19 protein-coding genes, 1 tRNA gene and 1 other RNA gene are annotated in these 24,152 nt (G+C 66.2%); 10 read left to right on the top strand and 11 right to left on the bottom strand.

Features of this window, described 5'->3' with window-relative positions; all coding sequences use genetic code 11:
- Nucleotides 1-211: 211 nt before the first annotated feature.
- Entirely contained in the window at nt 212-943 is a 732-nt protein-coding gene (locus U9979_RS03370; protein ID WP_322778216.1) for a site-specific integrase, read from the top strand.
- Between the two features lie 57 nt (nt 944-1,000).
- On the opposite strand, the gene U9979_RS03365 is transcribed toward U9979_RS03370, so the two are convergent.
- Both U9979_RS03365 and U9979_RS03360 read right to left on the bottom strand, forming a co-directional pair.
- Nucleotides 1,001-1,085 (bottom strand) — tRNA-Ser (locus tag U9979_RS03365).
- Between the two features lie 61 nt (nt 1,086-1,146).
- Complete coding sequence (locus tag U9979_RS03360; protein ID WP_322778215.1) at nt 1,147-1,569, bottom strand: TOBE domain-containing protein; 423 nt, start codon at nt 1,567-1,569, stop codon at nt 1,147-1,149.
- A 189-nt stretch (nt 1,570-1,758) separates the two neighbouring features.
- On the opposite strand from U9979_RS03360, the gene ffs reads away from it, so the two are divergent.
- The 6 genes from ffs (at nt 1,759) to U9979_RS03330 (ending at nt 7,454) form a co-directional block, all read left to right on the top strand.
- Nucleotides 1,759-1,855: signal recognition particle sRNA small type (gene ffs / locus U9979_RS03355), an RNA gene on the top strand.
- A gap of 95 nt (nt 1,856-1,950) precedes the next feature.
- Complete coding sequence (locus U9979_RS03350) at nt 1,951-4,230, top strand: DNA polymerase III subunit gamma and tau (RefSeq protein ID WP_322778214.1); 2,280 nt, start codon at nt 1,951-1,953, stop codon at nt 4,228-4,230.
- Between the two features lie 97 nt (nt 4,231-4,327).
- Nucleotides 4,328-4,768 carry a YbaB/EbfC family nucleoid-associated protein gene (locus U9979_RS03345; protein WP_322778213.1) on the top strand — a complete coding sequence of 147 codons (441 nt, stop codon included), beginning with the start codon at nt 4,328-4,330 and terminating at the stop codon, nt 4,766-4,768.
- A gap of 61 nt (nt 4,769-4,829) precedes the next feature.
- Nucleotides 4,830-5,426, top strand: a complete 597-nt coding sequence (gene recR, locus U9979_RS03340) for a recombination mediator RecR (protein ID WP_322748718.1) — start codon at nt 4,830-4,832, stop codon at nt 5,424-5,426.
- 270 nt (nt 5,427-5,696) lie between these two features.
- Entirely contained in the window at nt 5,697-6,149 is a 453-nt protein-coding gene (locus U9979_RS03335; protein WP_322748717.1) for a hypothetical protein, read from the top strand.
- Between the two features lie 54 nt (nt 6,150-6,203).
- Complete coding sequence (locus U9979_RS03330) at nt 6,204-7,454, top strand: Fic family protein (protein ID WP_322748716.1); 1,251 nt, start codon at nt 6,204-6,206, stop codon at nt 7,452-7,454.
- 121 nt (nt 7,455-7,575) lie between these two features.
- Here U9979_RS03330 and U9979_RS03325 read toward each other — a convergent pair whose 3' ends face one another.
- The 6 genes from U9979_RS03325 to U9979_RS03300 all read right to left on the bottom strand — a co-directional run bounded on the left by U9979_RS03325 (nt 7,576) and on the right by U9979_RS03300 (nt 18,485).
- Nucleotides 7,576-8,580: a zinc-dependent alcohol dehydrogenase family protein gene (locus tag U9979_RS03325; protein WP_322778212.1), complete on the bottom strand. Its 1,005-nt coding sequence runs from the start codon at nt 8,578-8,580 to the stop codon at nt 7,576-7,578.
- Nucleotides 8,581-8,702: 122 nt separating this feature from the next.
- Nucleotides 8,703-9,287, bottom strand: coding sequence for a TerD family protein (locus tag U9979_RS03320; RefSeq protein WP_322748715.1), 585 nt, complete (start codon nt 9,285-9,287; stop codon nt 8,703-8,705).
- A gap of 362 nt (nt 9,288-9,649) precedes the next feature.
- Complete coding sequence (locus U9979_RS03315; RefSeq protein ID WP_322778211.1) at nt 9,650-10,216, bottom strand: hypothetical protein; 567 nt, start codon at nt 10,214-10,216, stop codon at nt 9,650-9,652.
- 134 nt (nt 10,217-10,350) lie between these two features.
- On the bottom strand, nt 10,351-10,830 hold the full coding sequence (locus U9979_RS03310; protein WP_322778210.1) for a hypothetical protein: 480 nt from the start codon (nt 10,828-10,830) through the stop codon (nt 10,351-10,353).
- A gap of 60 nt (nt 10,831-10,890) precedes the next feature.
- A complete protein-coding gene (locus tag U9979_RS03305; protein ID WP_322778209.1) occupies nt 10,891-11,388 on the bottom strand; it encodes a hypothetical protein in 498 nt (165 codons plus the stop codon).
- Nucleotides 11,389-11,576: 188 nt separating this feature from the next.
- Nucleotides 11,577-18,485, bottom strand: a complete 6,909-nt coding sequence (locus tag U9979_RS03300) for an RHS repeat-associated core domain-containing protein (protein ID WP_322778208.1) — start codon at nt 18,483-18,485, stop codon at nt 11,577-11,579.
- A gap of 344 nt (nt 18,486-18,829) precedes the next feature.
- Here U9979_RS03300 and U9979_RS03295 point away from each other — a divergent pair, with 344 nt between their 5' ends.
- Nucleotides 18,830-19,087 carry a hypothetical protein gene (locus U9979_RS03295; RefSeq protein ID WP_322778207.1) on the top strand — a complete coding sequence of 86 codons (258 nt, stop codon included), beginning with the start codon at nt 18,830-18,832 and terminating at the stop codon, nt 19,085-19,087.
- Between the two features lie 116 nt (nt 19,088-19,203).
- Here U9979_RS03295 and U9979_RS03290 read toward each other — a convergent pair whose 3' ends face one another.
- Nucleotides 19,204-19,401 carry a hypothetical protein gene (locus tag U9979_RS03290; RefSeq protein ID WP_322778206.1) on the bottom strand — a complete coding sequence of 66 codons (198 nt, stop codon included), beginning with the start codon at nt 19,399-19,401 and terminating at the stop codon, nt 19,204-19,206.
- Between the two features lie 123 nt (nt 19,402-19,524).
- Entirely contained in the window at nt 19,525-20,721 is a 1,197-nt protein-coding gene (locus U9979_RS03285) for a right-handed parallel beta-helix repeat-containing protein (protein ID WP_322778205.1), read from the bottom strand.
- A 487-nt stretch (nt 20,722-21,208) separates the two neighbouring features.
- Here U9979_RS03285 and U9979_RS03280 point away from each other — a divergent pair, with 487 nt between their 5' ends.
- Entirely contained in the window at nt 21,209-22,477 is a 1,269-nt protein-coding gene (locus U9979_RS03280) for an aspartate kinase (protein ID WP_322748712.1), read from the top strand.
- A complete protein-coding gene (locus U9979_RS03275) occupies nt 22,474-23,607 on the top strand; it encodes an aspartate-semialdehyde dehydrogenase (protein ID WP_322778204.1) in 1,134 nt (377 codons plus the stop codon). Before U9979_RS03280 ends, U9979_RS03275 begins: the two co-directional genes overlap by 4 nt.
- 314 nt (nt 23,608-23,921) lie before the next feature.
- On the opposite strand, the gene U9979_RS03270 is transcribed toward U9979_RS03275, so the two are convergent.
- The gene (locus U9979_RS03270) at nt 23,922-24,125 is read right to left on the bottom strand and encodes a cold-shock protein (RefSeq protein WP_013872098.1); all 204 of its coding nucleotides are present in this window, start codon (nt 24,123-24,125) and stop codon (nt 23,922-23,924) included.
- Nucleotides 24,126-24,152: the final 27 nt, after the last annotated feature.

Here is a 24,152-nt window from a genome sequence, read left to right as displayed (position 1 = left end):
TCGACTAGTCGTCGGCAGCGTCAGATGTGTATAAGAGCACATCGAGGCCCTGTACCAGCGGATGCGGCAGTCAGGAAGCTCCCCCGGCACGGCCCACCAGGCACACCGGACGCTGCGAGCTGCACTGAACGAAGCGGTACGTCGGAGGCACCTTGGACGTAATCCCGCAACGCTCGCAAGAGCGCCTCGACTTTCTGAATCCGATGACGAGGTGGAGCCCTACTCGGTCAAGGAGATCCAATGTCTTCTGACCGAAGCTCTCAAGCGACGCAACAGCGCGCGGTGGGCAATCGCGTTGGCGCTCGGTCTACGGCAGGGGGAAGCGCTGGGATTGAAGTGGCAGGATGTGGACCTCGATTCCGGTCTGATACGAATCCGTCGAGGACGACTGCGCCCCAGGTACGAACACGGCTGCGAAAAGCCGTGCGGGCGGAAATCGGGTTACTGCCCGAACCGGAAGCAGATTCGGCCGGACACCAAGGATGTGAAGTCGAGAGCCGGGCGACGCAACATCGGCCTACCGGACGAACTGGTCAAGATCCTGATACGTCATCGAGAGAAGCAGGACAAAGAGCGCACGAACGCGTGCCAGCTCTGGCGTGAGGAGGGTTGGGTGTTCGCAAGCGAGACTGGCGGACCACTCAACCCGAACACCGACTACCACGAGTGGAAGTCGCTGCTTCAGGCTGCGGGGCTACGGGACGCCCGGCTGCACGACGCGCGGCACACGGCGGCCACCGTACTGCTGCTGCTCGGTGTACCCGACCGCGCGGTGATGGGGATCATGGGGTGGTCCTCGGAGAGCATGCGACGGCGGTACCAGCATCTGACAGACCCCGTCCTCAAGGACGTGGCAACCCGCCTGAATCGCCTGCTGTGGGAGGAGCCACCGGACCCCGCCGAACCGACCGGAGCAAGTGAGACCAGAACTGAGACCAAATGATCGACTGTCGAGCCGGCCGATGATGATCGGCTCGACAGAATGCCTGGTAACACACGGCGGAGGATGAGAGATTCGAACTCTCGAGGGGTTGCCCCCAACACGCTTTCCAAGCGTGCGCCCTAGGCCACTAGGCGAATCCTCCGTTGCCAAGCCTATCGGATCCACGGGCAACGGAACCGACGGCCAGCAAGATCCCTACCGGCTCAGCGGGATGCGATCGAGATCTCCGTGGATTTGATCAGCGCCGTGACCGCGACACCCCGGTCAAGGCCGAGGTCGACGACGGCCGCCTTCGTGATCGCCGCAGTGATCTCGTCACCCCCGTCGATGACAAGCTTCACCACCGCCATCGCATCGCCCTCGTCGATCGCGACGATCGTGCCGGGAATCCGGTTGCGGATACTCAGGCCCGACACGGGACCCGTGGCCAGCGCGACCTCGGTGGACTTGACCATGATCCGAACCTGGGAGCCTTCAGCGAGATCAAGATCATTAATCGACTCCACGGTAACCGCGGCGGTCACCTCCGGACCGCCGACCAGGCGGATCTTGACCGTTGCCATCGCCGCACCGGACGTGATGACGGTTACGGTTCCGGCAATCTGGTTGCGGATGCTGACGCTCATGTTGGACCTCACCGGCACTTCCTGGACATCGTTGCTGGTCGGGATGCCACCACCTTCACACGCAAGGCATTCGGCCAGCCGTCCCGACCGACCATATGGATGGCTTTCGGTGAGTATGCCTGACTGATGGCGGCTTTCGAGCCACCGATGCGCTGCTGAAGATCCATCCGACAGGCCTTAGACTCACTGGCAGACCCCTCGCGCGGCGTCACCCTCGTGAACCCCCCCAGGGCCGGAAGGCAGCAAGGGTAAGCAGGCTCTGGCGGGTGTGCGAGGGGTCGTCCTCTTCGCGGGGGCCGCGAACCCGGCGACGGCCTTGATCCCGGGCAACGCCCAGCGTGCTGACGTAGCGAGTGATCGACGGAACAGGTCGGTGATCATGTGAGCGGCGCGTTGTACAACCGGTACCGTCCAGCGACCTTCGCCCAGGTCGTCGGTCAGGAGCACGTGACCGGTGCCCTCATGCAGGCGTTGCGGACCGGCCGCCTGCACCACGCCTACCTGTTCAGCGGTCCGCGCGGCTGCGGCAAGACGTCGTCCGCACGCATCCTCGCCGCATCCCTGAACTGCGTGAACGGGCCGACACCCGAGCCGTGCGGGGTGTGCGAGCAGTGCGTGTCGATCCGACGCGGTGTGTCCATGGACGTCACCGAGATCGACGCCGCCTCCCACGGGCTTGTGGACGATGCCCGCGACCTGCGGGAACGCGCGTTCTTCGCGCCAGCCTCGGCGCGGTTCAAGGTGTATGTCGTCGACGAGGCCCACATGGTCACCGCGGCGGCTTTCAACGCCCTACTCAAGGTCGTCGAGGAACCACCGCCCTACCTGAAGTTCGTGTTCGCGACCACCGAACCCGACAAGGTCATCGCCACCATCCGCTCCCGGACCCACCACTACGCGTTCCGACTCGTTCCACCCGGGGCGCTGCGCGACCACCTCACGTCCGTCTGCACGTCGGAAGGGGTTGACGTCGATCCGGCGGTACTACCGCTGGTGGTACGAGCCGGCGCAGGCTCCGTCCGCGACTCGCTGTCCGTACTCGACCAGCTGCTCGCCGGCGCGGGGCCGGATGGCCTTGGCTACGATCGGGCGGTAGCGTTACTCGGGCTGACCGACGGCGTCCTGCTGGACGAAGCGGTCGACGCCCTTGCCGCACGGGACGGCGCCACCTCGTTCACCGTTGTCGACAAGGTCGTCTCCTCCGGCCACGACCCCCGGCGATTCGCCATGGACCTGCTGGAACGCCTACGGGATCTGATCGTCTTCGCGGCCGTGCCGGACGCGCCCGCCAAGGGGCTGCTGGAGAACTACTCACTCGACCAGATCGAACGGATGCGCGACCAGTGCGGCCGGATGGGCCCGGCCGAGCTTTCCCGGGCCGCGGACGTGGTACACGCAGGTCTCAAGGAGATGCGCGGGACGACCAGCCCGCGCCTCCTGCTCGAACTGGTCATGGCACGGGCGTTGCTGCCCGCTGCCGGATCTGACCCGTCGGCGTTGCTGGTCCGCCTCGAACGGTTGGAACGGCGGGCGGAGGCCGGCGGCATCACCGGTCCATCACATGATGATGCGGCGGCGGCGACCGGCCCGGGACCGTCGACCGGCCCGGGACCGTCGGCCGGCCCGGCGCAACCGCCGACCCCGGCCCGGTTTTCCGGAACTGGCGAGGTCCGCGCACAACCAGCACCCGGACCGCACTCCCCCGCCGTAACGCGATCGACTGGCAGTGGTGGTGGCGATGCCGGCGGTGGTGGCGATGCCGGCGGTGGTGGCGATGCCGGCGGTGGTGGCGGTGCCGATGCGGGACGACTGCGAGCAGCCTGGGACGACGTGCTCCGCGCGGCCCGGTCGCGCAAGCCCGCCACGCACGCCCTACTCCAGGAGTACGCCTCGGTCGCGGATGTTCGTGGGGACGAAGTCATCCTCGCGTTCACGGTCGCGACGATCGCCCGGATGTTCGGTCAGGGCAGCAATGTCGAGGTCCTCCGCGCCGCCCTGACAGAGATTCTGGGCGGCAGCTGGCGGGTCACCATCGCAGCCGCGGGGGGACCACCCGGTGCGCCGGGGGGCACCGGCGTGCCCTGGACCCCTGGTGGGAACAGTCGGCCAGGCCGTCCGGACGGGACTTCCGGGCCGGAACCGGCCGGGTCCAGCTCACCGCGAGCCTCGGCCGGGCCGGTGCACGCCGTAGCCGTCGCCACACCGCCGCCGGCAACCCAATCGGGAGCACCGGCACCTGTGCACCGCCCGACCGGACGAGCCATGGCCTCCGGCGGACCTTCGGCGCCTACCCCGACGGCCGGGCAGATCCGTCATGAGGCGACGACCGTCCGACCAGGGGCAACGCCCGCCGACCGGCCGGGTGCACGCGCCACGGGGGAGGGCCGTGCCACCGCCCACGCCGGCCCTGACGTGGCACGACGTTCGCCCGCGCCCCGTGAATCGTCCTCGGCCACACCACCGGCACCGGCACCGGCACCGGTGACGTCGGTACCACCAGCGTCGTCGGCTGCCGGCCACTGCGACACCGACGATGAGCCCTCGGCCGGCGACGATGACGCGCCGGCGTACCCAGGCGCGTCGCTGTCGGGTGAGGCGGCCGCGATGGCGTTGCTGCAGTCCGACCTCGGCGCCACCGTCATCGACCAACCCATCGACTGATCGACCATTGCGTCGACTGGCCGCACACCGGACGGACCGGACATTCCTCAGTCAGCGGCACATGGGTGCGTCGGACCCCGGACGTAGGCTCATGGACATGTCGAACCCGCAGATACCTGGGCCGGACATCGGCCAGATCCTCATGCAGGCCCAGCGGATGCAGGCCGAGTTGATGACCGCCCAACAGGAACTCGCCGACACCAGAGTGGACGGCACCGCGGGCGGAGGTCTGGTGAAAGCCACCGTGACCGGCGGCGGCGAGTTGGTCGATCTCACCATCAGTCCGGCCGCGGTCGATCCGACCGACACCGAGACCTTGGCGGACCTCGTCCTCGCGGCCGTTCGGGACGCCGCCGTCAACGCGCGCGGGCTCGCCGCGGAGCGGATGGGCGAGGTCACCGGCGGGCTGGGCGACGCTCTTGGTGGGCTCGGAGTTCCGGGTGGGCTCGGAGTTCCGGGCGGGCTCGGAGTTCCGAGCGGACCGTCAGGTCTGGCCGGCGGGTCGGGCTCGGGGCCGCAAGCCCCAGGCCTGGGATGACAGGCATGCCGATCGGCGACCGGCTCGTGCCTGGCTGCCACATCGGGGCAGGTCGGTGACAATGTACGAGGGGATCGTCCAGGATCTGATCGACGAGCTCGGCCGGCTGCCGGGTATCGGCCCGAAAAGCGCGCAGCGGATCGCTTTCCACCTTCTCTCCGCGGACCCCGTCGATGTGCGGCGCCTTGCGGCGACGCTGAACGAAGTCAAGGACAAGGTCCGGTTCTGTCGGCTGTGCTTCAACGTCGCGCAGGCGGAACTGTGCCGGATCTGCTCCGACCAGCGACGTGATCCGGCCCAGATCTGCGTCGTCGAGGAGTCGAAGGACGTCGTCGCCATCGAGCGGACGCGGGAGTTCCGGGGGCGCTATCACGTCCTCGGTGGCGCGATCAATCCGATCGGTGGAGTGGGCCCTGATGACCTGCACATCCGAGAGCTGATCGCTCGGCTGGCCGATGGGACGGTGACCGAACTGATTCTCGCGACCGATCCGAACACCGAGGGTGAAGTCACCGCGTCCTACCTGGCTCGCCAGATCGCTCCGATGGGATTGAAGGTCACCCGTCTGGCCAGTGGCCTGCCGATGGGCGGGGATCTGGAATGGGCGGACGAGGTGACTCTCGGTCGCGCCTTCGAAGGCCGCCGGGTCGTCACCTGATCGCCTGACCAGGCCGCCGCCTGACCGGATACTCCACAATCGGTGGCTGTACGAGGCAGGACAGTGTGAGCCTGCGCCGCGTGTGAAGGCCTGCGAACCCCTCTCGGCTACTGTGGGCAGCTCTTGCCGAGTTCGGCAGAGGCTGCGCGATCACGACTCCTGCCGCGCCGCCGCTGGCCGCACGGGAATAGCAGCCCTGTCCAGACAGCGTTCGCGACCTGGTCGTCCGCGCGCGAATGAACTCCTACGACCGTGGGGAGCACACATCAAATGATCATTAGTGCACACGTAGGTGCGGGGGCCCTGGTCGGTACAGCACTACGTCGGCCGATACCCGCGTTTGCCGTTGGTTTCGCCTCTCACCTGGCAATGGACATGCTGCCGCACTGGGGTACCGGCCCGGGGCTGGACTGGATTCCGGTCGCCCGACGCGACGGCGTGGCGGGTCTGGTCGCAATGGGTGTTCTGACGGCGGCCGCTCCACCCGGCCGAAGGCTCGCAGTGCTCGCCGGTATGAGCGGGGCCTGCCTTCCCGACACCGACAAAATCGGAATCTACTTCGCCGGCCGCAGTCCGTGGCCGGAACGTTTCGACCGCTTCCACGGCCGTATTCAGCGGGAATCCGCCGACCTGCTACCCCGGGATGTGCTCGTCGCCGCCGCACTCAGCGCAACCGCGGCCGGGCTGCTACAGCTTCTGGGCCGGGGTCGGAACCGTAGTTGAGCAAACTCCAAGAGTTTGCCTGTGTCGAAATGCTGAAAACAGGGGAATCCGGCGATGGGTCGATACGGGGAACAGCTCTGGGCCCCGAACCCTGCCGCACCGTTGCGCGGGCGCCGCATGGGGGTGTACCGCCCGTACTGTCCCGATCCTCTCGCCGGGTCGCCGCCGAGCCTCCACGATGATCTCATCGCACGCGCGACCGCCGTCGAGGCGGGCATCCGGTCGCTGACCGGCACAGTCATGGTGAGCCTGGACCGGCTGGCCGGCTTTCTCCTGCGGTCCGAGGCGGTTGCCTCGTCGCGCATCGCGGGCATCGGGGTCCCTCCCCAGCAGGTCGCCCTGGCGGAGTTCGCGAGCGGAGCCGGTACCGACAGCGTCGTCGAGGGCTTCAGCGTGAACGCCCGCCGGGTCGCCCGCAACATCGCCGCGCTCCGCCACGCGGTCACCGATCTCGCCGAACCCGGGGCAATCACCGTGGACGGCATCGTCAACCTGCAACGCACCCTGCTCCCGGGCCACCGGCACACCGGCCCACGGTCGGTTCAGACCTGGCTCGGCGGGAGCGAGTGGAACCCGTTGGACGCGGCCTTCATACCCGCGCCGCCGTCCGAGGTGGTCAGCCTGATGACTGATCTTGCCGCCTATGCGTCGGGCGACGCCCATCCACCGCTGATCCAGGCCGGGCTCGTCCACGCCCAGTTCGAGACCATCCAACCGTTCGACGACGGAAACGGGCGGGTGGCGCGGATGCTGATCCATGCTGTGCTCGCCCGACGGGGCCTGGTCACGCCGGCCGTGCTACCGGTCAGCCTCGCCTTTGTGAGCCGGTCCGACCGCTATGTGACGGCCCTGGCCGCCTACTGCCACGACGGTCCGCCCGGCGGCCGGGCCTCCCATGCCGCGCTAAACCAGTGGTTGACCTTCTTTCTCGACTCCATGGTGGTGGCGATCGAGGAGGCCCGCACCTTCGCGGACGAGATCGCCGAACTGCGCCGGTCCTGGGACACCCGGCTGGCAGCCTGCCGGGAGCAGACCGTCGTGGTTCGCAACCGGCCCCGGGAACCGTCAACCGCCGATCGGTTGATCACCATGCTACCCGGATCCCCGGTGCTCACCGCGGCCAGCGCGGCGCGCATCCTGGACGTGTCCGTGCAGGCCGCCTGGGCCGCGGCCGAGGAACTCGTCGGCGCGGGCATCCTGCGCCGACGGCAGATCGGACGCGGCGCCACCGGCTACCTCAGCAGGGAGGTATCCGACCTGCTCACTCTCGCCGAACGCCGGCTGGCGGCCGTCAAACGGGCCTGATCCGCGGCTGGGCTACGGTCGCCCGCAGCCTGCCCGAGCCGGGCCCTGCTCAGCCGGGCCCTGCTCAGCCGGCCCTGCTCAGCCGGGCCCTGCTCAGCCGGCCCTGCTCAGCCGGCCCTGCTCAGCCGGCCGGGAACAGGACCGCGGCGCCGGTCACCCGGTCCGCCGCCAGGTCGATCAGCGCCTCGTCCGCCCGGTCCAGCGGATATGGCTGGACCGTGACCGCAAGCCGATGCCGCGCAGCAATCTCGAGGAACTCACGCCCGTCGGCCCGGGTGCTCGCGGTCGTGCTCCGCAGCGTCCGTTCCTGGAACAGGTGCCGCTGGTAGCTCAACGCCGGCACATCGGACAGGTGGATACCGGCGATCGACAGCGTCCCGCCCCGGTCCAGTGCTCCCAGCGCAACGGGCACCAGGTCACCGACCGGCGCGAACAGGACCGCGGCGTCCAGCGGCTCCGGCGGGGCGTCGTAGGGCCCGGCGGCTGACGATGCGCCGAGCGCGAGCGCGAGTCGCCGCGCCGTCTGCGACCGGGTCAGCACATGGACCCTCGCACCCTGCGCCAGCGCCACCTGCGCGGCCAGGTGGGCGGACGCGCCAAAGCCGTAGATCCCGAGTCGGCCGCCCGGTGGCAGGTCGGCGCGGCGCAGCGCCCGGAAACCGACAATCCCGGCGCACAGGAGCGGCGCCAGCTCACCGTCGGAGTAGCCCTCAGGCAGCCGGTAGGCGTAGTCCGCGCGGACGACGGCGTACTCGGCATAACCGCCGTCGGCATCCCAACCGGTGTAGCGGGAGACCAGACACAGGTTCTCCGCGCCGCGCCGGCAGTAGGTGCAGGTCCCGTCGGTCTCCCGCAGCCAGGCGATCCCGAGCCGGTCACCGGGGGCGACATCTTCCACCTTGGGGCCGACGGCGTCGACATAGCCGACCACCTCGTGCCCGGGAACCGTGTTGGGTCGACGCGGCCGGAGGTCGCCTTCGGCGAGATGCAGGTCTGTACGGCAGACCCCGCACGCCGCGACCCGCAGACGCACCTCGCCGGCAGCGGGTTCGGGCACGGGCAGGGTCGTGCACCGCAGCGGTCGCGCCGTTGCCGGTGCTGGTGTGGTGACCTGCCAGGCGGTCATCATGGGCGTCATACCCATGACTTTCCCAGATCTACCGCCACCTACCGATCACACACCGTTGCCATCGGTGGACGGGGAGCCGGAGCATCGCCGTCCACCGACAGGCCATGTCACGCATGGTGTCAGATGGTGACACCATGGTCACGGGCGAGACCACCAAGGTCGTTGTGACCCTGGCCGACCGCCCGGAACTTCCATTCCGCACCGTTACGATAGACCTCACCGAAAATCACCACCGTCTCGGTGGAGTAGTCCTCGGAAAGGTCGTAACGGACCAGTTCGGTGCCGGTCTGGTCGACAACGCGGATGTAGGCGTTACGCACCTGCCCGAAGTTCTGGTTCCGATCCTGCGCACCGTAGATCGACACCGGTACGACAATCTTGTCGATGTCGGCCGGTACCTGACCGAGGTTGATGACGATCGACTCGTCGTCCCCCTCGCCCGCGCCGGTGAGATTGTCGCCGGTGAGGGTGATGGCGCCCTCCGGGGACTTCAGATTGTTGAAGAAAACAAAATGCTCGTTGGTGAGAGCCTTGCCGTCGGCCTTCACGCCGATGGCGGACGCGTCCAGGTCGAAGTCGGTTCCGGTGGTGGTGCGGGCATCCCAACCGAGCCCGACCGTCAACGCGGTGAGCTGGGGCGTACCCGCGTCCGCCGCCTGCTTGGTAAGGCTGACGTTGCCGCCCTTGGCGAGACTGATGGCCATCTGTAGATCGTCCCCTCTGATCGGTCCGCGCCGGCGCGGATCGTCCCGTGCAGGTACAGACCTACCCCGGGGACCTCCGGCGACGCGAAAAGGTCATGATCGCGTGACCTGGGCTTAACAGCTACGAAAGAACCTTCGCACACGCTAGGGCACCCGCCCACCGTCGGTCCGGTCGGGTGCGGTACAGGCCGAGCCCCGCCACCACCGGTGACAGATGTCCGCACCACCCGGCGACGACCATGATCACGCCGCCCACCCCATGCAACCCGACAGGTGGTCCACGGCACAGCGGGCTCGCCGACGCGGTCGGTAACCGGGAGGAAGCCCTGCGCGTCGTTGGGAATAATGCCCCAAAGTGGAGTCTATCGTAGTACTTCGCCCCAGGAAGACAGCGAATCGTCGGGGTTTACAAACGACCGGGCTGCCTTCTCGTCGAAGAAGACAAGAAGCGAAGTCGGGTGACACACCAACGTCCCATCCTGCTCCTCGCCAAGAGCAACGACAGCACTGCCATAGCCGTCAAAGGTCAGACGCAAGGACCACGGCAACCGTGGACGGCCCTCATACGGAACATGCCAGGCCACCGCAACCTCAGACACGGGATGCCCAATCAACGGTAGCCACTGCTCACTTCGCGTAACATCAACCGTATTCAGCCCCTCCGGTGGGGCTTGGTCCAAGACAGCCTCAAGCCCCTGGTCGAACCCAGGCAGGATCCATCTGATCCGCAGCACGGCTCCGCTTTCCATGCCAATCATCACAACCATGTCCACTTCGTGAACAACGTCGTCATGTCGATGCCCACAAAGCCACTCCTCTCCCTCCAGAACTGCGTATTTCACAAAAACAGGCTTTTCGCCCACCACGCGCTCTGCCGTATACCGAAAAGAATCCGTAGAATCGGCGCCACCCTTGCCCTGCAAGTACATCAATTCCGCTCCACAGGCGCTCCCGTTCTCAGCTGAATCATACCGAAGCGAACCGGAGGTATCGGTCGATGGAATACCTGATAGCCGACCGGGCTGGTTTCCCTGAGCATGCCTCCGCTTACGACAGCCATCGGCTATTCAGGGAACGGCACGATGGGTGGCGAGATGTCGAAATCCCACGGAGCGTTTCTGGGTAAGGGCGGCTGTTTCGCCCGCCAGGCCCGTTTACGCTCAAGCTCACGGGTCCGTTCGCTCCGCAGGAGCTCTCCATCGATGCGTTGACGTCGTCCAAGCGTGACCTCGGCCGCCTGGACTCGTATCTTGTCCCCAAGACGATGGGGATGCGTCCACACCCCGTCGACGACAAGGCCTCCACCATCTCCACCCTCAACCGTCGATCCGACGGGACACTGCTTGAAGGTCACGGTGGCGATGGTCGGATCCCCACTCATCCAGGTGACCGCATCCAGATCGGACACGAGGGTGAAAAGCGCTTCAGCGTCACACCGAACCAGCCGCACCGGAACGGTCAGAAAAATCGTCCCGCCATAGTCGCCGCTGAGAACCACTGCGGCTCCGGAGTCCCGACGCGCCTGCTTCAGTCCTTCATACACAAACGGCTCGCCGTCACCGGACTATCCAGAAACCGATCAACCAAATCCCCGGGACCCGAGTCAGAACCCAGCCACATCGGCAAGATCAAGAATGGCTATTGCTTCACGCTGGAATCCTTCGAGGTCTTCGAACCAGTCGGGATAATGGCCTCGTCTACTGAAAAATTTTACAGTAGCACCCTGCAGAAAAAAACCCTCATAATCCTCGTCGGCAAAAATACTGACGAGCGCAAGCAATCGATCGCATCCCTCAAGAGCGGAGGCATCCCTCAACATTCGACGGGCAAAAAAGAGGCCGCGCGAAGCCGCGCGGGGAAGATATCTCCCCATATCCCCCCTGAGGTCAGAAAGCGATATATAGACGTCGTTGACTTCATACTCATAATGTCCGATCTCTAAAGGATCGAATTCACCGCTCCAGCTATCACCATACATTGCCCGCAGAAGGAGCGCACCATTCGGCCCTACCATCCAGCCGGCTTCGACAATAGACTGAGCGCGGCTCGGCAGGCTTGGCCTCCAAGTTTCCGTCAAAGAATCCGCCAGAAGTTCCCGCATACGTATATTTGTTTTCATTGCAATTGATTCCTAGAATACCCACGCAAACCGTGTAACGAAATTCGACCAGGAGTCGACCTTGCACCCCGAAGAATATTCGTCAACCGAATGCTGGCGATGCTGCGCCAGATCTTGTTCAAACCTCGATAGTCCACAGAACTGACACATCCGAGATAACTCCTACAAATTTACAGTCCGAGGACCTTGAGCCCCTGTGCGATGGCTCGAGAGACTGCCGGGTCTTTTGCCACCTGCTTCGCCAACCTGCCCGGCAAGCCCTCAAAAGCCTTGGTTGTAAAATTGTACTGATATTTGTGTCCCGCATAGTCCTGAAGATGAAGTTGCCCTGGACGCGACCCAGGTGCAGGATTCTCGACGTCGATGTGAAATCGTTCATTCTGCATCAGCGTATCACTGGTGGTTTGAGTGCCCTTGGCTCCTATCATATCGTCGCCGGGGCATCCGTTGGTACCGGAGGCGCTGGACCTGGCACCAGAGCTACTGGATCTTCCGCTGGAACCGCTGGAGTTGCTGCCGGAACCGCGGCCGCCGCTTGCTACCGCAGCGGACACGCCACCGATGAAGCCGCCCACCATCGCGCCACCCGCGACGACACCCCCGGTCTCGGCCGCGATCGTGACCCCACCACCGAGCACGAGCGCACCCGAAGCAAGCGCCACACCACCGGCCTCAACCAGACCACACGGCTCAAGAACGATGCACGCCGCGGTGCCCACGACCGCCGCACCGATACCGATACCGGTACCGACCTTGCACCAGAACCCGCACAGCCCGCTCGGATCCGCGTCGTTGAGCGGATTCCCCCCGACATACCCATACGGACTTTGCGTGAGATCCAGAGCGGGATCGACCGTCAGGAACTGCGCCGTGGACGGATCGTAATAACGGGCCCGCAGATACAGCAGCCCACTTTCAGCGTCGGTGTACTGCCCGGTGAAGCCCAACACCGAACCCACCGCACCCGTATGAGCGCTCACCGCACCCCAAGGGGTATAGCCGTAGCCGCCGACCACCGCCCCGGTGGAATCCGTCAACGCCCGGACGGAACCAATTTGATCACAGAAGAACCACTGCGTGGCACTCCCACCGATCTGCTCGATCGGCACACCACCCGGCCCATAGACATAAGCGGTGGCACCGTCGTACAGGAGCTCACCACCCACGCCCCAGGTGAACGGAGTCGTGGCGCCGTTGACGGTCTTGGAGGCACGCAGGCCGGATCCGTCATAGGTGTAACTCGCCGTGGTTCCGCTCTTCGTGAACCCGGTGAGCCTGCTCGCCTGGTCGTAGGCGTAGGTGGTGACCGCGCTCCCGGCGGTGCTCTTGGTCCGGTCGCCTTCGGTGTCGTAGGTGTAGGTGGTGGCGCCGCTGGGTGTGCTGGCGCAGGCCGGGTTCGCGGGCGGGGTGGCCGTGGTGGTCCAGCACAGCCTGCTTGTCACATCGAAGGTCTGCGTCGTAGCGCCGACCGTGGTCGGGTTGTCCGCGGCGTCATAGGCGTAGGAGGTAGTGGTACCGCCGACGGTCGTCGACTTGAGCTGCTCCAACGCCGTGTAAGCAAAAGTTTGCGCGCTGCCCGGAACACCGGTCGGTGTCTCCCCGCTGACCTGGCCGGCGGCGTCCCGGGGGCTGGTCAGGGAGGCAAGCGTGGTGCTGCCGGCCTTCAGCGTGGAGCCGGTGAGCTGGTCGGCCTTGTCGAAACTCCCGGTGACACTAGTGTTGTTGGGGTAGGTCGTCGTGAGCAGATCGCTGTCGCGGTCGTACCCGAACGACGTGCTCTTGGCGTTCCAGTCCTGAACGGTGACCAGCCGGTCGTCCTTGTCGAACGTTCGGGTGACGCTCCGGCCGCTGCCACCGGGGTAGGCGATCGAGGTGACGTTGCCGACAGCGTCGTAGCTGTAACCTACCGTGGCTCCGGCGCCGTTGGTGTAGGAGGTGATCTCGCCGAAGGAGTCGTAGGACCAGTGGCTGGTCCCGGTGCCGTCGGTCGTGGACGTACGCCGCCCGAGGCCGTCGTACGTCGTCGCCGTCACGTTCGGGGTAGCGCCGTCCGAATAGCCCACCGTGGTCTGGTGACCGGCGGCGTCGTACCCGTAGGTGGTCACCCGGCCGGCCGCGTCAGCGAGTGTCAGCAGCCTGCCGGCCGTGTCGTACTTCCAGGTGATCGTGTGGGACCCGGGATCGGTCCGGGTGGTCCGCCGGCCCTGGTTGTCGTAGCCATAAGTGGTCTTGTGGGCAGCCCCGTCGACGATGTCCGCGACGGTGTTGTCGGCGTTGTAGTCGGTCTTGAGAGTCGTGGCGTCCGGCCGGGTCGTCACGGTCTGCCGGTCGGCGAGGTCGTAGGTGTAGGTCGTCGTCCGGTTGTTGGCGTCTGTGGCCGAGGTCCTGTTGCCGTCGGCGTCGTAGGTCGCGGAGCTGACGTCACCGAGCGGGTCGGTGGTTTTGATCGGGTTGTTCCAGGCGTTGTAACTGTAGGTGGTGCAGCCCGTGGCCGGCGGGGTGCAGCCGGGGACGATGCCGGCGGACACGCCGATCGGCGAGACAACCGAGGTGCGCAGGCCGCGGGCGGTGTCGTAGCCGTACTTGGTGGTGTTGCCTTCGGGGTCCTTCGTGCTGGCGAGGTCACCGAAGGTGTCATAGGTGTTCGTCGTCGTGTTCCCACGCGCGTTCACCGTGCGGGAGACGTCATCGGGATGCGCGGCGTCGTCGTAGTAGAAGCTCGCGGAGCGGACCACGGTCGAGGGCGGATTTCCGTTGGAAACTTCAGCGGCCTGGTCGACCTGTTGCAGGGTGATGCTGGTCGGCAGCTTGTACGCGGACGTGCCGTCGTTGGTGCCGGTGCTGGTGGCGATGTGCCCGGCCTCGTCGTAGCCGTAGCTGGTCTGCGTCCCGGTCGGGTCGATCGTCGCGACGAGGTTGTTCCGGTCGTCGTAGGTGCGGGAGGTGGTGAACCCGCGCGGATCACTGGCGGAGATCTGATTGCCATGATCGTCGTAGCTGAAGGTCTGGAAGTTCCCGTTCGGGTCGGTGATCGAGGTGACCCCGAGGCTGACCGGGTCGTAGGTGTAGCTCCAGGTCCCGGCGTCGGCCGTCCCGGCGCCCCGGGTTTCCGAGGTCAGCAGACCGCCGGTGTAGGTGTACACGGTCTTGTGACCAGCCGGGTCGGTGACCTGGGTCTGCCCGGCTACGAGATTCGCCGCCGTGTTCGGGCCATAGGTGAACGTGGTCGTGTGGCCGAGCTGGTCGGTCTGGGCGGTGACCCGCTCTGCGCTGTCATAGGTCATGCCGACGACCGGGGTCGGGGTGGCGGTGCTGCCGTAAGCGGCCGGTTCACGCATCGCATTGAGCAGATGCGCGGCGGTGTAGGTGTACTGGCTCCGGTCGTTGTTCCCCACCGACGGACTGCGGGTGGTGCCGACCCCGAAGACGTCGGTGAGGTTGCCAGCCGCGTCATAGCCGTAGGTGACCTGGCGCCCAGCCGTGTCGGACAGGCCGGTGATGTGGTTGCCGGTCCAGGTGAGCGTATAAGTGCGCGCAGCCGGGTCGGTGATGGTACTCAGATGCCCGGAGCTGTCGTAGGTCAGCGCCGTGGCATATGCCGGGCTGGCCTTGCTGCCCGCCAGATCCGTCTCCGAGACCAGCCGGCCCGTGGCCACGTCGAAGCTGAAGATCTGGCTGCTCCGCCGGGTGAACACATAGGACGAACCGTTCTTGACCAGAGTCGCGTCATACCTGGGCGCTGACGGAGTGTAGACGCCGGAGGAGTTGACGAACGTGACCTGAGAGCCGTCCTCCTGCTTGACCGTGACGTTGCCGGTCGCACTGTCGGTGACGGTCGACAGGTTGTAGGAGAAGGTCCACCCGTAACCGAACGGGCCGTTCAACGCCGCCGACCCGTTCGGGCCGGACGGGTCGGCCAGCGCGGAGGCATAGGTACGGGTGAAGTCCAGCGGCATGCCCCGGCCAGGAGTGGCCAGGTCGGTGAAGGTCTGACCGAAATAGCCGGTGCTGGTGTCGACCGGGTCACCGGCGGTGCGTCGGGCGCAGCCGCACTGCACCCAGGCCGGGTTACTGCCCTTGGGCGCGTCGATCACCTGCGGTGGGCCGCCGATGGGCGTACCGGGAGTACCGCCCATCTGGACGAAGGCGATCGCGTCGTACGCGACGTCGTAGTTGCTGTAGCTGGTGTCGCCGTAGGCGGTGTCCGTGCTGGTGTTGCTCAGCTGGACATACCCGCCGTTCTGCATGGCGAAGGTCCCGATCGTGACCCACTGTTCGGATCCCCAGTGCTGGTTGACCCGGATCTTCCATGGGTTCGCCCCGCCACCGGGGTAGATCTTGTAGACCACGTCGGTGGCGGAGGCTCCCGTCGCCGGGATGTGGATCTTAATCTTGTAGTACTGCAACCGTGGGAGGGTCGGCGTCCAGGTACCGGTGTTGACCAGGCTCGAATCAGAACCGTTCTCGGTGTGTGTGAACAGGATGTGACCACCGAAACCGGCGCCGAGCTGATGGGTGTCGATCGCACCGATCGGGTCACCGGCCGCGTTGGCGCCGTAGGCATAGCTGAACGTGCCGCCCTGGGACCAGTTCGACGACCCGCAGCCGACAAGGTTCAGCGGTGGCTGGCTCTGCGACTCGTCCACGATGATCGGCGGGCCGCTGGATGTGGTGGGCACCTTGGCGGTGTCCAGGGAACAGGTCGGCGGATGCGGGTCGGCCCCGGCCGCCGGTTCGGTCGAGCCGGCAGCGGCCGAATAGTCACTGGTGGCACAGGTTGTCGCACAGTTCGCCACCCAGGTGGCCGGCAGGTGCCACCAGCACTCCCTGTCGGTCAACGTGCAGAAACTCGCGGTCGGGTCGGTGGCGTTGGTGTAGTTCGGGTCGCACTTGTTGTCGGTCGTGCAGAAAGTGTTGACCCCGGGGATCTGCAGCCAGGTGCTACCGCCGTGGTAGGTCGGGGTGGCATAGGCGGCATGGTCGAACCGGATGATCGGGCTGCCCATCCACCCCATTACCCGTTCCTGGTAGGGCCACTGCGAGGGATGCGCGGCGTCGGCGTAGGTGTCACGCAGGAAGGGAACCCGGTTGGGCGGGTAGTCGGGGTTCTTCGGGTTGTTGGTCCACCCCAGCCCCCAGGTGCCGTCCGGACCGACGCAGGTCGGGCTCGGTGTGCATCCTGTGGTGTTGCCGTACTTCGCCGTCGGCTGGATACCGGTGTTGTAGGCCCACGCGGCGAAATACCAGTTCTCCAGGTAACGGGGATTCCCGCCGTTGGCGGTGATACCGGCGTCGTAGAGCTGGTTCCAGGTCTTCTCAAGGACCTGCAGGCCGGCGGCTATGTTCTCCTCGTAGTCAATGGCAATCTTGGTTTTACCGTTGGCGGAGTATGTGGTGTCCGCGGCCGTCATCCCGGTGGTCACCTGGCCGACGCCGTACCCGCAGTCGGCGGCCGAGTAGTTGATCGTGGTGATCCCGCCGCCCGAACCGTAGTAGTCGGCGATGAGCGGGTTTCCGGCAATGCCCGGCAGCGCATGCCAGGATGCCTGGCTCCAGTTGCTCTCCTGGGCCAGGATCGCCTCGTAGACCGACCGGGGAACCGAATCCCAGGTGTCGCCGGTCGGGTGATGCAGGGCGATCTTCGGGAAGTCGCTGTTCGCCGCGTAGGCGGCCAGCCCGAGGTTGGCGTAGCCGGCGGGCCGCTGCACCGACGACCCGGTCAGCAGACCCTGTTCGGCGAGCTGTGTCGCCCAGTCGATCTGGTTCGCGAACGGCTGGAGCACCTGGCGGTTCTCAGCCAGGCGCGGGACGGCGCACGTCGGGCTGCCGGCCGCGATCGGGATCACGCTCACGATGGGCTGAATGGACGGGCCGCTGCGCGTGGCGTATCCGCTCGGCGCCGCCGTTGCCGGCGCGGGTACCGCCGTCCAGGTACGGGCACCCGGCGCAGCCGCCGGACGGGTGAGGACCGATCTGGTCCGGGTGTCGAGAATCAACGGAGCAGACTGATCACCTGCGGTTCCGACTCCCAGCAGGGCATGGCCGTCGAGAGAGGCCGCGGTCGCACCGTGCGGCAGTCCACCGGCGGGTACGCCGACCAGGCCGGCCCCGCCGGGTGGCGCTGTGGTCGCCCCGGCCAGGACGGGATGCCCGCCCCTCCCCTGGAACAGGTGCACCTCCGTGGCGGGACCGGACCCGAGCGTGGTCACCTGCCCCGACCGCTCCACCACCACCGTCGCGGTCGGCGCGCGATCACGCAGGCTGAGGAAGGCAACACCACCGTCCGCGGTCGGACGCAGGTCATACGCGGCCCCGTCGACGGCGGCGAGTGACACCGGCGTCCCGCCGGCAGGAACCCGCACCAGGGCGCTACCCAGGACGCCGACCGGCCCCGCCTGCGTGGGCACCACCGAAGTGACCTGTCCCGCCACCGTGCTGCGCCCCGCAACCGAACCCTTGGCCAGATCGACAGTCAGGATCGTCGTCGTCCGCTGGTCGACGTCACCGTTGAAGGTGAACACCGCGTCGTCGCCGGTACCGCAACCCGGCGAGTGGTACTTCAGCCCGACACCGCTGGCCACCGGCCGCACCGTGCCGCTGAGCAGATCCACCGCATACCCGGTGGCGCCGTGGTCCCGGGCCGGGGCGTTGTTGGCTGCCGAAGCGGGCAGAACGGCGACCGCCGCGTATCGGCCGTCACCGGAGACACACTGGTAACCGATCCACGACGAGTCGTCGCGACCACCGGGTCGCAACACGGCGAGGTCCCGCCACGCCCAGCCAGCCGATTCGGTGGCGACCGCAAGGTGGTAACCGGCACCGTCGCCCCAGCCGTTCACCGTGACATCACCCGACGCGTCCGGGACCGGCTGGGATGCCGTCGCCGGGGTGATCGCGATGGCCTCGACCCGCGTGGGATGCCGGCCGCCGACCGTCCCGGACGCCGGCACCATCGGGCTTGCCAGTAGCACCACAGCCAACCCGGCGATCCCGACCGCCTGCGGCGTCGATCCCCGCTCTCGGGTGTACCCGAAGCGGAACCTGCGCCGCCACATCCCGAACACACGCCCCACCGACACGCTGACTCACCCTCCGCGACCACGCGCAAAACCGATCAGGCCGGCCACACCCCACGACCAGCGCACCCAGGCAGGCCGCTGGCACTCTTGATCGGATGCCGATTCATCCGGTATTGGGATAGAAGGCAGAGACTGTCAGCAAGAAGGTGCGTACGCAGCAGCTCGGGCGAGGAATTGTTCGTCCGCAGATGTTGCAACCAGACGGTCACCCTAAGTTGATCATTACTAAAGGTGATCAGTGGGGCGGCCGCCAGGAGCCTCACCACTAAAACACCAGGTCGCGACAGCCTCTCGTCCGTAACCGGCCTGACACCATGAGCGGACAGGCATGCCAGCAGGACGGTATGCGCGTCGATGAGACCGACAACTCAATCTCTATTAAGAGACAACAAATAACTTCAGTTTTTGATCAGAAATTTACCAAAGACTACTTGCTACAAGCAGATCAAATCAATATCGGTCAAATCATCGAACCCCAAGCGGAAAGTCACCCACTCGATCGCCGCAGGTGGAGTGAAGATCCAATTTTTATACCGCTCAGACCACCCGGTCTTGACAACAATGATTCGGGGAAGCAGCATCGGTGGCGGCAGCTGGAATGACAAGGCAGACGACTTCCAGCTCTAGTCGTTGAATCGTTGAATGATGCAGGGACACCGGAAAACGGTGCCCCTGCATCATTGTCCAGCTGTGCCGACTTCAGAATCCCCGACAGAACCTACAGGGTATCGGTCACGCTTCTGGCGCTGCCCGCAGCCAACCACAACTGATAGCTGATGACCGCCGGGATGGAAACGCCGAGCTTTCCAGCCTTCGAGGTAAGAACCTGCTCGTGGCCGAGCAGCGTGCCGGTCGTCCGGTCCGCGACAAGCAGATAGCGTGTTGGTAGACCGCCGAAGTCCGAATCAAAGCTCACCGCAACGGCCGAGCGTCCCTCGCGATCAATAACGGAGATTGAAGGACTCAGACGCGCCTGTGATACGGCGAGAGCCCGGGCCCGGGTCCGCAATGACGGACCCGGGCTGAAGCTTCCCGCCGGTTACTTCACGCAGGGCACGTTGAACAGGCCGTCGGCCGCCGCGATGACGATGTTGGTGCACGAGACGATGTTCGCGGTGTTGCTCGGCTTGTCGATGCTGACGCCGAAGCCGGGACCGTCGACGTCGAGCCTGTTCCCGGTGATGATGTTCCCCGTGCCCCAGCCGTCGATGATGACGTGGGTCTGGATGCCGTCCTTCGGGCTGTCCACCCCGGTGTTGCCCTCGATGAGCCAGTTGTTGCCCTTCACATCGACCCACGAGTCCGCGGAGTTGGCGCCGGAGATGGCCGAACCGTTGAAGGTGTTGTTGCCCAGGACACCACCGGTCGTGGCCTCCTTGATGTCAACCGCCTCTGCGGTCACCCCGCTGATCGTGTTTCCAATGATCTTGTTACGGTCGGAGTTGTCCGGCTTCCCGCCGCTGAACTTCTCCCAGTTCGACTTGGCCGTGCCGATGTAGATGCCCTCTCCGAAGCCCGGTTCCTTGCGCCCGGTACCACTGACGACGCATCCCACGACGAAATTGTCGGTGGAGAAGTTCCGCAGATGGATGGCCTCGTCACCGACGTTGCGCACCAGTAGCCCGGAGATGACCGCTCCGTTGGTCTGATCGGTCATCACGCCCTTCTGGCCGCTCTGGATCGTGAAGCCCTCCAGCCGCCAGTAGTCGGCGTTGTCGAGGTGGAAGGAATAGCCGCTGTCGATCGAACCACCGTCGATCACCGCGTTGCGCGAGCCACGCACCGTGATCGGAGCCTTCGCCGTCGCCGGCCTGTCGGCGACGAAGTGTCCGCTGTACTGGCCGTCCGCGAGCGCGATGAGGTCCCCAGGCTGGGCTGCCGCGAGCGCGGCGGTCAGCTGCTGGGCCGTTGACACTCTGACCGTCCGCAATGGCGCCGGCGCCGAGGGTATAACCGGCATGCCGGCGCCGCCGGCCGGGAGAGCCGGCAGGGTCTGCGTGACTGCCGGGGCCGGGGCGCCGCGCGTGGCGGTCGGCGACGGGACAGCCGTCACGGCCGGCGGCGTGGTTGCGGCGCCCGCGGGAGTCTGAGGCAGCTGACTTCCCGTCGGGGACGCCGTACCGTGGGCGGGTTGCGTCAGGCCCGAATCAGCTGGCTTACAGGCGACAAGCCCACCGGTGAGGAGAGCGGCGGAGAGCACCACGCTCGCACTCCACCGCGCGCCATACTTGATCATCACTGGCTCTTCAAGCCCTTCGTAGGTCCCAATCTTGGTGTCCCCCCCAAGTAGGACGAACGGAGCATAGCGGTACCTCGGCCTGCACACTCACGGGGCCTGCACGAGACGGCGAACATCGACCACCATCCGTGACGATGGCAGTGTACGCAATACCCGGGAATGCCTGGTTATCAGCTGATGAACTCACGAAATACATGTTTCATCCGCTATGGCTCGACCGTGATCGGTACCACACCGGCGGATGATGCACATCCCGCACATCCGTGCGCCCTCCCTAATATCGCGATCGCGGATTTTCAGCCAGAGCGCGAGCGGCTCTTTTCGTGGTCGTCGAAATATGATATTCAGGATCGTTCTGACAGCGCCCATTCCCCCCGGCTGACAAGCCCGCCCTCGGCTCCGGCAGGACGGCTCGTGGCCTGGCAGAAAGCGGTGTAGCCGCAGCCCTTCTCGCAGCCCCGCAGTGCCCAGTAACCTGGAGCGCATGGCGGTCGTGGTGGCGAAGTTCGGCGGTTCCTCCGTCTCGGATGCCGACCGGATCAAACGGGTCGCCGCGCGGATCGTGGCTCAACGCCGTTGCGGCGACGACGTGGTAGTCGTGGTGAGCGCGATGGGTGACACCACCGACGACCTGCTCGCACTCGCGGAACAGGTCACGCCTGTTCCGCCGGCCCGCGAGCTTGACATGCTGCTCACCGCCGGTGAACGCATCTCAATGGCGCTGCTGGCCATGGCGATCTCGAACCTGGGCGCCGAGGCACGCTCGTTCACGGGCTCCCAGGCCGGCGTGATCACGACTTCGGCGCACGGCAAGGCCCGCATCATCGATGTCACGCCGGGGCGCATCCGCGACGCTCTGGACTCGGGAGCGATTGCGATCGTCGCCGGTTTCCAGGGCGTCAGCCAGGATACGAAGGACGTGACAACGCTCGGTCGGGGCGGCTCGGATACAACCGCTGTGGCCCTCGCAGCCGCGCTGCAGGCCGACTTCTGCGAGATCTACACCGATGTGGACGGCGTTTTCACCGCCGACCCGCGGATCGTGCCGGACGCCCGCCGCATCGAGCGCATTTCCTACGAGGAAATGATGGAGATGGCGGCCTGCGGAGCCAAGGTGCTGATGCTTCGCTGTGTCGAGTACGCACGCCGCTACACCGTCCCCGTACACGTCCGGTCCTCGTTCTCCTCGAAGCCGGGTACGTGGGTCACCGAGATTCCGGAGGCAGAGCTCGTGGAACAGGCCATCATTCGTGGGGTCGCTCACGACCAGAGCGAGGCGAAGGTGACCGTGGCCGGCTGCCCGGACAAGCCCGGCGTGGCCGCCGCCGTCTTCCGGGCCGTCGCCGACGCGGACGTCAACCTCGACATGATCGTGCAGGTCGGGTCGGTGGCCGGCACCGGGCGGACCGACATCTCCTTCACCCTTCCGAAGACCGACGGCCGCACCGCGCTGACCGCGCTGGAGAAGGTCCGTGGTGAGATCGGCTTCGAACGGACCCTGTATGACGATCACATCGGCAAGGTCTCGCTGATCGGTGCCGGGATGAAGTCGCACCCGGGGGTGTCGGCCCGCTTCTTCGGCGCACTCGCGGACGCCGGGGTCAATGTGGAGATCATTTCGACCTCTGAGATTCGGATTTCGGTGGTCATCCGCGACACCGACCTGCAGGTCGCTGTCCGAGCCGTCCACAGTGCGTTCGAACTCGCCGATCCTGACAGTCAGGCAATCGTGTACGCGGGGACCGGTCGATGACCGCGCCAGCGGCCGGCAGCCGTCCCACGCTGGCCGTGGTCGGCGCAACCGGTGCGGTCGGCACCGTGATGCTCTCGCTGCTGGGCGAACGCCCGGATATCTGGGGCGAAATCCGACTGATCGCCTCCGCGCGGTCCGCCGGGCGCAGACTGCGACTGCGCGGCGGCGACGTCGAGGTGCTGGCGCTGACCCCCGAGGTCTTCGACGGTGTCGACATCGCCATGTTCGACGTCCCGGACGAGGTCTCCAGACAGTGGGCACCGGTCGCGGCGTCCCGCGGGGCGATCGCGGTTGACAATTCGGGCGCCTTCCGGATGGAGGCGGACGTCCCGCTGGTCGTCCCCGAGGTGAACGCGCAGGCGGCGGCGGACCGGCCGCGCGGGATCATCGCCAACCCGAACTGCACGACGCTGTCGATGATCGTCGCGGTTGGCGCGCTGCACCGCGTGTTCGGGCTGGAATCGCTGGTCGCGACGTCCTACCAGGCGGCGAGCGGAGCAGGCCAGGCTGGTATCGACACCCTCTACGCCCAGCTCGCCACCGTGGTTGGCGCCATGCCGACCCCCGGCAGGTCCACCGACAGCAGGTCCACCGACGCAGCTGGCGACACCTGGCTGGGACCCGGCCAGAGCGCCGGGGACGTCCGCAAAGCCATCGGGGAGCACGGGCTCGGCCCGTTCCCGGCGCCACTGGCCCTGAACGTCGTGCCGTGGGCCGGTTCCCACCAGGACGGCGGCTGGTCGTCTGAGGAAATGAAGATCCGGAACGAGTCCCGGAAGATCCTGGGGCTTCCCGGGCTCAAGGTGTCCGCAACCTGTGTACGGGTACCCGTCGTGACGACCCACGCGGTGGCGGTGCACGCGTGGTTCGCGCGCCCGGTGGCCGCGGATGACGCACGGGCCGTCCTGCGTGCGGCGCCGGGGGTGGCCGTCCTGGACGACCCGGCGGCGGGAGACTTCCCCACACCGGCAGACGTCGTCGGTACCGATCCGACCTGGGTCGGGCGGATCAGGCAATCGCCCGACGACCCGTGTGAGCTCGCCATGTTCGTGTGCGGCGACAACCTGCGCAAAGGCGCGGCGTTGAACACCCTCCAGATCGCCGAACTGCTGGTATCCCACGGCCGGTAGTCCGCCGTCAGTATGGCTGGCTGAAGTGATTCAGTGGACGTTTCATCCGACGGATGTGCGCAACAGTAAAATTCGGTGAACAGTCTTCGTTCGGCGAGTTAAAGATCAAAATCGGCGCATCCGACATGCTGGACACACATGTTCAGCCAGGCGAAAGCGCACGATCAACCGGGAGAAAAACGACAGGGGAGCAAAGCGCGACACGCCATGACTGCGCACGAATCGCCCCGCCATCGACAAATGACAAGAGCCCGCCCCTCAGTTGGAGATGGCGGACCCTCGCCCTACGACTGTGGAGTTACGTCTCTCGTGGCTCAGACGACCCGAACGGCGTCAGCCTGTGGACCCTTCTGTCCCTGGGTCACTTGGAACTCGACCCGCTGCCCCTCTTCCAGGCTCTTGTACCCGTCCATGTCAATCGCGCTGTAGTGGACGAAGACATCCGAACCGCCGCCGTCCACGGAGATGAAGCCGAAGCCCTTCTCCGAGTTGAACCACTTAACCGTGCCCTGAGCCACGTGCCGTTCTCCCTGCTGGTGCAGTCA

This window comes from Protofrankia sp. Cas4, from assembly GCF_963555915.1.
Taxonomy (GTDB): domain Bacteria; phylum Actinomycetota; class Actinomycetes; order Frankiales; family Frankiaceae; genus Protofrankia.
Note: the sequence above shows the minus strand (reverse complement) of the source record. Positions and strands in the feature narration are given on the sequence as shown.